The sequence below is a fragment of the Hyphomicrobium sp. genome (assembly GCF_051860585.1).
In the GTDB taxonomy this organism is placed as follows: domain Bacteria; phylum Pseudomonadota; class Alphaproteobacteria; order Rhizobiales; family Hyphomicrobiaceae; genus Hyphomicrobium_C.
In genome coordinates this window covers 359,515-370,489 of record NZ_JBHYDS010000004.1, presented here as the reverse complement: position 1 = coordinate 370,489, position 10,975 = coordinate 359,515, and the positions used below count along the sequence as shown (strand labels likewise).

General features: G+C 64.6%; 8 protein-coding genes. 5 read left to right on the top strand and 3 right to left on the bottom strand.

Annotated elements, in window-relative coordinates:
• The first annotated feature begins 235 nt into the window (after nucleotides 1-235).
• From ACTIFK_RS09175 to ACTIFK_RS09160, 4 genes are all read left to right on the top strand, one after another.
• Nucleotides 236-997, top strand: coding sequence for a hypothetical protein (locus ACTIFK_RS09175; RefSeq protein WP_439542756.1), 762 nt, complete (start codon nucleotides 236-238; stop codon nucleotides 995-997).
• A 108-nt stretch (nucleotides 998-1,105) separates the two neighbouring features.
• A complete protein-coding gene (locus ACTIFK_RS09170; protein WP_439542755.1) occupies nucleotides 1,106-1,342 on the top strand; it encodes a BolA family protein in 237 nt (78 codons plus the stop codon).
• Between the two features lie 132 nt (nucleotides 1,343-1,474).
• Nucleotides 1,475-1,816: a Grx4 family monothiol glutaredoxin gene (gene grxD, locus ACTIFK_RS09165; RefSeq protein WP_439542754.1), complete on the top strand. Its 342-nt coding sequence runs from the start codon at nucleotides 1,475-1,477 to the stop codon at nucleotides 1,814-1,816.
• Nucleotides 1,817-2,016: 200 nt separating this feature from the next.
• Nucleotides 2,017-3,135, top strand: coding sequence for a paraquat-inducible protein A (locus ACTIFK_RS09160; RefSeq protein ID WP_439542753.1), 1,119 nt, complete (start codon nucleotides 2,017-2,019; stop codon nucleotides 3,133-3,135).
• 139 nt (nucleotides 3,136-3,274) lie between these two features.
• Here the strand turns inward: ACTIFK_RS09160 and ACTIFK_RS09155 are convergent, their stop codons facing one another.
• From ACTIFK_RS09155 to ACTIFK_RS09145, 3 genes are all read right to left on the bottom strand, one after another.
• Nucleotides 3,275-6,427: an efflux RND transporter permease subunit gene (locus tag ACTIFK_RS09155; RefSeq protein WP_439542752.1), complete on the bottom strand. Its 3,153-nt coding sequence runs from the start codon at nucleotides 6,425-6,427 to the stop codon at nucleotides 3,275-3,277.
• A 43-nt stretch (nucleotides 6,428-6,470) separates the two neighbouring features.
• On the bottom strand, nucleotides 6,471-7,532 hold the full coding sequence (locus tag ACTIFK_RS09150; RefSeq protein ID WP_439542751.1) for an efflux RND transporter periplasmic adaptor subunit: 1,062 nt from the start codon (nucleotides 7,530-7,532) through the stop codon (nucleotides 6,471-6,473).
• Nucleotides 7,533-7,714: 182 nt separating this feature from the next.
• Nucleotides 7,715-9,022, bottom strand: a complete 1,308-nt coding sequence (locus ACTIFK_RS09145; RefSeq protein WP_439542750.1) for a dicarboxylate/amino acid:cation symporter — start codon at nucleotides 9,020-9,022, stop codon at nucleotides 7,715-7,717.
• A gap of 153 nt (nucleotides 9,023-9,175) precedes the next feature.
• Between ACTIFK_RS09145 and ACTIFK_RS09140 the strand changes: the two genes are divergently transcribed.
• Entirely contained in the window at nucleotides 9,176-10,975 is a 1,800-nt protein-coding gene (locus tag ACTIFK_RS09140) for a DUF255 domain-containing protein (RefSeq protein ID WP_439542749.1), read from the top strand.

Sequence of the window (10,975 nt, the reverse complement as noted above, 5' to 3'; positions counted from 1 at the left end):
GCCTCCGGCACGACCTTCCACGCGCGCCTTCGGCACGACCTTCCACGCGCGCCTTCGGCACGACCTTCCACGCGCAGTCGCTGCTGCATCACAAAACAATGGACATAAATTAGTAACCCTGTTTTTCATTTCGCTTTTGAAAAACAGCGTATTCCTCCGGGAATTATTTCTCGAATAGATAAACCTTTAGATTTCCCGGCGACACTCCACCTCAACGCCGTCGTGGAGTTCAGTCATGCGTACCATCGCGCTTTCCGGGTTGCTCGTTGCAGCCCTCATCCCCCTCACTGTCGATCACCACTTGCCAAACGACCGACAGACGCGCGCGCTGCGTGCGTCGATCACGACCGAGTTGCAGCAGACCGTTCTGGCGGCGCTATTCACGTCGCAGAGGAACGGAGAAATCGACCGCTCCACGCGCCGCGTCGAGGCCGTGCGGACGCGCGAGTTCATTGCCGAGCGGAATTTTGAAATCGAAATGTCGATGGCGACACGGGCTGCGATTGAGCCCATGCTGTTCGCAGAAGCCCGTCTCTCCGAGATCGAGGCAGCCAGCGAACTCAGCGCCGCCGTCGCCGCCGCGGAGTTTACGGCGGACCGGAACGAGGAAATCGATCAGTCGATGGAAATCGCGGAAGCCGCCCGTACGGTGCGGTTTGCGGAAGCGCGCCAGCGCGAGATCGATCAGTCGACGAAAATTGCCAACGCGACGCGCCTCGCGGCTTTCACGGCCCAGCGCAATTATGAGATTGCGGCCTCGATGGCCTCGACCTCCGCTGTACGCGGCCTTCTGTTCGCAGAAGCGCGCAACCGGGAGATCGACGTCAGCATGACGCGGGTTGCCCACCAGCAGGCCATCGCCTTCGTCGCGGCCCGCAACGTCGAAGCCGAGCTTTCGATGGCGCGCGTCAACGGCGACTCCGCTTTGGTGGCCCTCGGCCGCATCGCGCCCTATCTCGGCGCCAACAGCATCGAAACCGCCTCGATCCGCCGCTAGAGGTCCCCAGCGGCGCTCGGACGCACCTTCCGCAGCCCGCCCGACCCCTATAAACTCGCCGAGGCCGCCCCACCGGGCGGCCTCACGCGTTTCAGGAGCCCCTGCCCCATGCCAATGGACCGGACCGAGATCGAACAGCTGATCAAGGCAAAATTTCCAGATGCCACGATCGATATCCAGGATCTGGCCGGCGACGGAGACCATTACGCCGCGAAGGTGGTCAGCCAGGCGTTCAAGGGCAAATCCCGCGTTCAGCAGCATCAAATGGTCTACGACGCGCTGGGGGGGCGGATGGGCGGCGTGTTGCATGCGCTCGCCTTGACCACCGCCGCGCCGCCTGATTAGCGCGCAGGCAACGGCCACGCCGGAGCATTGACAACCGGCACATTGACAACCGGCCGGGGCACGCCACATCTACCGGCACGAATTCAACCGGCGAGACGCCGGCAGATCCCAGGACGAGAAAGGTTTCGACCCATGAGCGAAGCAGCCGCCCACGAGGCGATCAAGCAGACCATCAACAGCAACGACGTCGTGCTGTTCATGAAGGGCACGGCGAAGTTTCCGCAGTGCGGATTTTCCGCGCAGGTCGCGCAGATCCTCGCCCACCTCGGCGTGCCGTACAAGGACGTCAACGTGCTCGACGACCAGGGGCTGCGCGAGGGCATCAAGACCTTCACCAACTGGCCGACCATTCCGCAGCTCTACGTCAAGGGCGAGTTCATCGGCGGCTGCGATATCGTGCGCGAGATGTTCCAGGCCGGCGAACTGCACGCCCTGATCCACGACAAGGGCATTGCCCACACCAATCACGGCTGACACGAGCTGAGAGACGCTTCATTCAACGGATGTCGTGCTCTCTGGATGGCCGGCGCACTCGCGCCGGGCGCCTTTGGCGCCTGAGGCCCTGCGGGCCTTCTCCGTTCGAATTCGTATCCTGGCGGTCAAAGTTTTGACGCGGCTGGCCCGTCTAGTCCATGCTCTGGGGCAACCGGGGCTGGACAGGGTGTAGGCGGCAGATGCGTTTGGGCGGACGGCGCTTCCTGTTGAGCCTGGCCATCATCGGCGCCGCCGTATGCCTGGCGCTCGGCATCACGCTCCCCATCATCCGCCTCACCAAATACGTGTTCTGGACGACGGAGCATTCGCTGCTCTCGACCGTCGACGTTCTGATCCGGGACGGACAGACGTTTCTCGGCGGGACGGTGCTGATCTTCTCGATCGTACTGCCGGTGCTGAAGCTGCTCTACCTGCTGCTCGTCTCGACGCTGCCGGCGGTGGAGCTCACGCGCCAGAACCGCCGCCTCAAGGCGCTCGAATGGCTCGGCAAGTGGTCCATGCACGACGTGCTGGTGCTGGCACTCACGATCTTCTTCATCAAGGCGCAGGGCCTTTACGACGCGGCGAGCCTCTCGGGGGTCTATTTCTTCACGGCCGCTGTCATGCTCATGATCCTGTCCTACGCGTGGCTTCGCACCGAGGGGCTGACGGCGCGGCCCGCGGACGAACCCTCGACGCAAACGGCGCTGGCGCGGCAGATCTCGCCGTTCCGCAATTTCGTGCTGAGCTTCCTGATCATCCTCGCGACGGTGTTCTTTGCGCTCGGCATCATCCTGCCGGTCATTCGCTTCACGACCGTCTACGTCTGGACCAACGAGCATTCGATCGCGACCATCATCTGGGCGCTGTTCGAGAACGAGGAGTACTTCCTCACCGTCGTGCTGTTCCTGTTCTCGATCTTCTTTCCGTTCCTGAAGCTGTTCTACCTGCTGACGCTGGTGACCTCGCCCGACATCCCGCCGGAGTTCCGCAAGAAGTCCATTTCGACGATGGAGTGGTTGGGCCGCTATTCCATGACCGACGTCATGGTGCTGGCGCTGATGATCTTCTACGTCAACTCGTCCGGCTACACAGAAGCGACCGTGCTGCCGGGCGTCTACTTCTTCGCGGCGTCGGCCATCATCACGATGTTCGCCTACGGATGGGCGAACTCGGTGCCGGTCGCGCGGCCCTTGCACCGCGAGGTCGCGATCTCGCCGCTCGCCGTGCAGGCGGCCGAGCCGCTGCGCGAGGCCGACGCGACGTCGCATATCGTGTCGATGCCGACGAACCCCGGCCGCCGGCATCGCCCGGCTTAGAGCGATCCGAATTCATATGGTTGGCGTTGGGATTCCCCCCACCCCTGCCCCCTCCCCACGTCGAGCCAGAGGCTCGCCTCCGGCGAGAGGGGGGAGGGGAAAACGCCGGCATCGCCCGGCTTAGCCGTGGTCAGCCGAGTTAGGAGCGGGCGCCGTCCGGAACCTGCTCGGCCGCTTGCATCTCCTCGATCAGCAGGCGGGTTTCCTCGGAGCGCGGCTTCGACCACGGCGCCATGATGCGGTAGGCGACCGGCAGCAGGAAGAGCGTGAACACCGTCGCGAAACCCAGGCCGCCGATGATCACCCAGCCAAGCGCCAGGCGCGCTTCCGAGCCCGCGCCCGACGCATAGATCAGCGGCAGCGCGCCCAGCACCGCCGCCGTCATGGTCATCATCACGGGCCGCAACCGCGTGTTGGCGGCGTCGCGGATGGCGGTGTCGACGTCGGCCCCCTCGTCGCGCCGGATGTTGGCGAATTCGACGACGAGGATGCCGTTCTTGGCCATCACGCCGACCAGCAGCACGAGGCCGATCTGGCTGTAGACGTTCATGGTGCCGCCGGTGAGCAGGATGGCGAGCGTCGCAGCCGCCAAGCCGAACGGCACCGTGACCATGATCACGAGCGCGCTCATCACGCTTTCGAACTGGGCGGCGAGCACCATGAGCACGATCATGAACGCGATGGCGAACACGAACGCCGTGTTCTGTGTCGTCTCGGCGAGCGTCTTGGCCTCGCCCAGCAGCGTGATTGAAAGGTCCTTGGGGAGCACCTCGGCGGCAATGGCGCGCATCTGCGTCACGGCCTCGCCGAGCGCGAGGCCCTCGTCGAGCTGCACGCTGACCGGGACGGAGCGCTGGCGGTTCTCGCGGCCGAGCGTCGGCGCGATGGCGACTTCCTCGATCGTGACGAGCGTGGACAGCGTGATGAAACTACCTTCGGCCGTCTTGACGAACAGGTTCCTGAGATCGGACGGATCGTTGATCGGCCGCCCGCCCGCCTTCACCTGGACCGGGATGATTTCATCTTTCACGAACAGATCGGCGGCCTTCTCGAAGTCGATCATGGCGTTGATCAGACTTGTGATCTCGCTGATCGGCACGCCGAGCTTGGTCGCCGCCTCGCGATTGATGCGGACCGACAGCTGCGGCTGCGTGGTGTCGTAGTCGGTGCGCGCGTTGCGGAAGCCCGGCGTCTCGGACAAGCGATTCACCATCTTGCCGGCCGCTTCGGCGAGGCGGGCATAGTCCGGTCCCGAGATCGCGAAGCGCAGGCCTTGGCCACCGCCGCGGATGCCGAGGCTGTTGCCGGAACTGATCGAGATCGAAAGACCCGCGATGTCGGCGAGCTTCTTTTGCAGCTCGGCCTGGATCTGCTGCTGCGTGCGCTTGCGCTCGTTCCATGGCGCGAGCGCCGCCACGACGGACGCACTGTTCGCACCGCCGCCGCCGACGGTGGCGAGCACGCCGGTGACCTCGCCCGACTTCTTGTATTCGGCCAGGACGTCCTCGACCTCGTGCGTCTTCTTCGACATGTAGTCGAGGTTGGCGCCCTGCTGGGCCGTCAGCCGGATCTGCACCACGCCCCGGTCCTCGGCGGGCGTGATCTCGTTCGGCAGTAGCTTGAACGCGCCCCAGCCGAGCGCGGCAAACCCCAGGCACGCCAGCACCACGAGCCAGCGCATCTTGAGGCAGATGTCGATCGCCCAGGCATAGGTCGATGCCAGCCAGCCGCCGACGCGGCCGAGCAGACCCGGCTTGGCGTGTGGATCCGCGCCGTGGTCGCCGGTGCCGAGCCTGGCGGCCAGCATCGGGCAGATCGTGAGCGCGGTGAGCGACGAGATGGTGACCGCAAACGCGAGCACGAAGCCGAACTCCGAGAACAAGCTGCCGACCACACCGGGCATGAACGAGACAGGGATAAAGACGGCTGCGAGCGTTGCCGTGGTCGCCAGCACGGCGAACACGATTTCGCGCGTGCCGATGACGGCCGCGGCGCGGGGACCTTTGCCCATGGCGCGATGGCGCGCGATGTTCTCGATGACGACGATGGCGTCATCGACGACGAGGCCCGTCGCCACGACGAGGGCGAGCAGCGTCAGGATGTTGAGCGAGAAGCCGGCCATCCAGATGGCGGCGATGGTGCCGACCAGGGAGACCGGGATGGCGATGGTGGGCGCGATGGTGGCGCGGATCGAGCGCAGGAAGGCGACGATGATGAGAATGACGATGATCGTCGACAGCACGAGCGCGATCACGACCTCGCGCACGGACTCGCGGATGAAGACCGCGTCGTCGGACGTGACGGCGATCTCGACACCCTTCGGGAGCGCACTCTTCAGCTCCCCGATAGCAGCGTGGACGCCTTCAGAAATGGCGATGGTGTTCGATTGCGCCTGACGGACAATTTCCACGCCGATGGCGGTGGTGCCATCGAGCCGCGTCATGGCGGTGGCTTCCTCGAAGGCCCAGCGGACATAGGCCACGTCCGCGACTTTCGTCTGGGCGTTGATCTCCAAAGCGCCGACATCCTCGGGCGACGAGACCGGCGCCTCCGCCCTCACGAGCAGTTGTTGTGTGGCGTTCTCGAGCGCGCCCGAGGGAGTCGCGACCGAGGCCTTGTTGATCGCCGTGATCAGGTCGCTGACGCTGAGGCCACGCGCGGTGAGCGCGACGGGATTGGCTCGTACTTCGATGATTTTTGCGCGGAGGCCGTAGGAATTCGCTGACGCGACGCCTTCGACGGCCGACAGGCGATCCTCGATGACGTTGTTGACGAGGTCGGTCAGCTCGCCTTCGGAGAGTGTCGAGGATGCAACCGCCATGCGCATGATGGGCGTGGCGTCGGCATCCGCTTTGACGACGCGCGGATCGTCCTCCATGTCGTCGGGAAGCTGGTTCGTGATGCCGGCCACGGCGTCGCGCACGTCCATGGCGGCGGATTCGAGATTGGCGTTGCTCGACAGCTCGACGGTGACGCGGCTCGATCCGTAGGACGAATTCGACGAGATGCTGGTGACGCCCTGGACGCGCGACACCGCGCTCTCGATGATGGCGGTGATCTGGGCATCCATGCTTTCCGGCGTCGCGCCCGGGTAGCTGGTGCGGACCGTGATCACCGGACGGTCGACGTCCGGCAGCTCGCGGATCTCGACGCCCTGGAGCGCCGCGATGCCCGCGATGATGACAAGCAGGTTCAGAACCGCAGCCAGGATGGGGCGGCGGACGAATGTTCCGACCCATCCCCCGTCGTCCACGCTGCCTTGAGATGGATGCGCGCCGTTCGTCGTTGTCATCGCTGATGTCCCGGATTGGAGGGCTTCGGCACGCGGGCGGCGCTCACGACGGGAGGCGCACAGTCTGGCTGGCGCGCAACGAGCCGCCGCCTTCGTTGATCACCTTGTCGCCGGGCTTGAGCAGCGCGTCGATCATGACGCGATCGCCGTCGCGGGCGAGGATGGCGGCGTTGACCCGCTCGACAGTATTCTTCTCGCCGAGCTTCCAGACAAACGCACCTTCGCGGTCCCATTGGATGGCGAGCGCGGGCACGGAGGGCGCTTCCTGGCCGGGAAGCTGGATCGAGATGGAAAATGTCGAGCCTGGGATGAGCTTCGAGTCGGGGTTCGGAATTTCGGCGCGGACCGTCAGCGTGCGCGTGACCGGATCGATGCGCGTTCCGACCGCCTGCACGACGCCGTTGTGGATCTCGCCGGTTCGCGTGATCAGGCTCGCGCGGACCGGCAGGCCGATCTTGATCGCGCTTGCGACGGCCTCCGGAACCGTGAACTCGATCAGCAGTTTCGTGCGGTCGTCGATGCTCGCGATCGGCGCGCCGACGGCCAGGTAATCGCCCGCCTGCAAATTGGACAAACCCATGATGCCGGCGAACGGCGCCTTGATGATGGTGCGGTCAAGCTCATCCTTGGCGCGGCGCAAGGCGGCGTCAGCCACCTTGAGCGCGGTTTCCGCCTCGGCGAGCGCGACCTTCGTCACCGCGCCGCTCGTCAGCTGCTTGTAGCGCTCGACCTGGTCGGCGGCCTGGGCGCGCTGTGCGTCCGCGGTCTCTACGGCGATCGCTTCCGGTTCGGCGCTGAGTTTCAACAGCGGCTGGCCAGCTTCGACGAGGTTTCCACCTTCGAACAACACTTCGGAGATGACGCCCGCGACGCGTGTCGTCAGCGTAACTTGCTGGCGGGCACGGCCCGAGCCGACAGCGGCGACGCGCTCGTTCACACGCTGCAGCTTCACCTCGACGACGGTGACGGCCGGCACGATGTCCGCGCGGCCGCGCCGCTGTGCGCTCGCCTCGCCCGTCGCGGTGACGAGACCACCCAGGCCGACCGCCAAAGCGACCATGGGCCGGATTGCGTGCGCCGCACGAACGCCGATGTGCCAAACCATTTTTCTAAAACTCCTCGGTCAGTTCGGGGCCAACGGTGCAGGAAGGTTCCGTGCGCGGCTAGCAAACGTGATGATAACGCGCGGGGCGGCCAGATCCGTTCTATGATCGCGAAAAAGCATGCGTCGCCAGCGCGCCCTTCTTTCGCCGCACGTTTACGATTACGCGCGCCGCGCGTCTGCGATTAGGCGGGCAGCGGCCTCCGGTCGAGTTCGGCGTGCATGCGTTCCTCATCGAGCGCGCCTTCCATTTTCGAGACGACGACGGTCGCGACGCCGTTTCCGATCAGGTTCGTCAGCGCGCGGGCTTCGGACATGAAGCGATCGATGCCGAGGATGATGGCGATCGAATTGACGTCGATGGTGTGGGTGGCGGCGAGCGTGGCGGCGAGGACGATGAAGCCGGATCCGGTGACGCCGGCCGCGCCCTTCGAGGTCAACAGCAATATGGCGAGTATGCCAACCTGCTGGGCGAGCGACAGATCCACGTTGGTGGCCTGCGCCAGGAACAGCGCGGCCATCGTGAGATAGATGCAGGTTCCGTCGAGGTTGAAGGAATAGCCGGTCGGAATGACGAGGCCGACGACGGACTCGCGGCAACCCAGCTTCTTCATGCGCGTGATCATGCGCGGCAGGACGGATTCCGACGACGACGTGCCGAGGACGATCAGCAGCTCTTCCTTGATGTAGCGGATGAACTTGAAAATGTTGAAGCCCGCCATCCAGGCGATCGGCCCGAGCACGCCGACGATGAAAATCATGCACGTCAGATAGAAGGCGCCCATCAAGGCTGCGAGCGAGGCCAGCGTGCCGACCCCGTATTTGCCGATGGTGAACGCCATGGCGCCGAAGGCACCGATCGGCGCGGCCTTCATGATGATGCCGACGATGCCGAAAAACACATGCGAGACCTGGTCGACCAGATCGAGCACGAGTTTGCCGCGCGCGCCCATGGCCTGGAGCGCGAAAGCGAACAGGATGGCGAACAGCAAAACCTGCAGGATGTTGCCGTCCACGAACGCGCCGACGACGGACTTCGGGATGACGTCGAGCAGGAACTCAATCGTGCTCTGCTTTTCCGCCTTAGCCACGTAGTCCGCCACGGCCGTCGTGTCGACGGCGGAGAGATCGACATTCATGCCTTCGCCGGGCCGCAGCACGTTGGCGACAACGAGGCCGATGATCAGCGCGAAGGTGGTCACGACCTCGAAATAGATCAGCGCCTTGACGCCGACGCTGCCGACCGCCTTCAAGTTCGTCATGGAGGCGATGCCATGCACGACCGTGAGGAAAATGATCGGCGCGATGATCATCTTGATCAGCTTGATGAAGCCGTCGCCGAGCGGCTTCATCTGCTCACCCAATTCGGGGTGGTAATGCCCCAGCAGCACGCCCAGCGCGATGGCGATCAGGACCTGAACATACAGATGCGTGTAAAACGGCTTCCTGGGTGGCGCGCTACTCAGCGTTCCATCCGCGGTCTCAACCAGCATCGCGCCCCCTCGCCTATTTTTTCGGACTATAGACCAAATTCGCGCAATGCCCGCAGCCGTACCACCAACGCACGACGAATGCGGACGGTTTCGTGAAACCAATGGACCATTCCAACCGTACCTCTCCTATTGGTGAAGTGCGGAGCAATCACAGTGAAAACACGGCACACCATCCTATGCGCCCTCACCGCTATCCTTGCCGCGACCGGTGCCTTGGCGGCCGAGGATCGCCCGTGGAAGGCGTGGTCTGCCGCTGAGCTTGAGCAGGCCCGCAAAGACAATAAATTCGTCATCCTGGATCTCGAGGCCGTGTGGTGCCACTGGTGCCACGTCATGCGCGAGACGACGTACCAGGATCCCAAGGTCACAGCGTTGCTCGAGTCCCGCTACGTCACAATCCGCGTCGACCAGGACGCCAATCCGGACCTCGCGGCGCGCTACGGCGATTGGGGCTGGCCGGCGACGATCATTTTCGCGCCGGACGGAACCGAACTCGTCAAACGCCGCGGGTATATCGCTCCGGAAAACATGGCTTCGTTGCTGCAGGCGGTGATCGACGATCCCACGCCCGGGCCGTCCGTGGGCGAGGTTGCAGAGATCGCACCCGCCGAATCCGCGTTCCTGAGTAAGGATGCGCGCGCGCAGTTGGAGCAGACCTTCGCCGAGGCCTACGACACGCCGAACGGCGGCTGGGGAAGCGGGCATAAATACATCGACCCCGACAGCATGGACTGGGCGTTGCTGCAGGCGGAGCGCGGCGATAAAGCCTCCAAGATCATGGCGACCGCCACTCTCGGACGCGCCACTGCCCTCATCGATCCGGCATGGGGTGGGATCTACCAGTATTCCGACAGCGAAGACTGGCGGTCGCCGCACTACGAAAAGATCATGTCATACCAGGCCAGCGGGCTTCGGCAGTACGCGAGCGCCTACGCGCAATCCAAAGACCCGGCGTATCTCGGGGCCGCGCGCAACATCCATCGCTATCTGACGTCCAAGCTGCTTTCCCCCGAAGGCGCATTCTTCGCCACACAGGACGCGGACGTCGATCGCGCGATGCCGGGCAAGGATTTCTACGCTTTGACGCGCGATCAGCGTGAGGCGCTCGGACGTGAGCCGCGGATCGACCGGAACCTTTACGCCCGCGAAAATGGATGGGCGATTTCGGCGCTGACCGCCTTCGCGAACGCAACCGGTGACGCCACCGCGCTCGACCAAGCCGAGCGCGCGGCAAAATGGGTTGTCACCCACAGGCAGAATTCAGACGGCTCGTTCCGCCATGGCCAATCCGATCGCGGCGGCCCGTACATCGGCGACACGATCGCGATGGGAAATGCGGCCGTGGACCTCTACGCGGCGACCGGCGACCGGACATGGCTGACGCTCGCGCAGAGCGCCGGTAAGGCGCTCGCGCTCTTCCGCGACACTCAAGGCGGCTTCAAGACATCTCTCGCGCCGGAAGGCTCATTCGGCGTCCTCGCCGCCCCGCACAAGGCGATCGACGAGCAGGTCCTTGCCGGCCGCCTGAGCGCGCGGCTGTGGCGTTATCTCGGCGACGCCGACGCGAAGGCCATGGCGGAACATGCCGCGAAGTACCTGGCCTCGCCAGCCATTCTCGAAAGCGGCCGCGCCGTTCCCGGCACGCTCTTGCTCGACGACGAACTCAGCCGCGAGCCGACCCATATTACGGTCGTCGGCCGGAAGGACGATGCCGAAGCGATCGCTCTGCATGCGGCCGCCCTGCTCTATCCGGCCATGAACAAGCGCGTGGACTGGTGGGACGTCCGCGAAGGACCACTGCCCAATCCAGACGTGACCTATCCCGAGATGGATCGTGCAGCGGCGTTTGCCTGCGGGAACCGGCTGTGCTCCCAACCCGCGTTCTCCGCAGACGAGTTGAAAACGGTGGTCGCGCAAATGTTGAAGGCGACGACCGACACGCCCGTCCAGTAG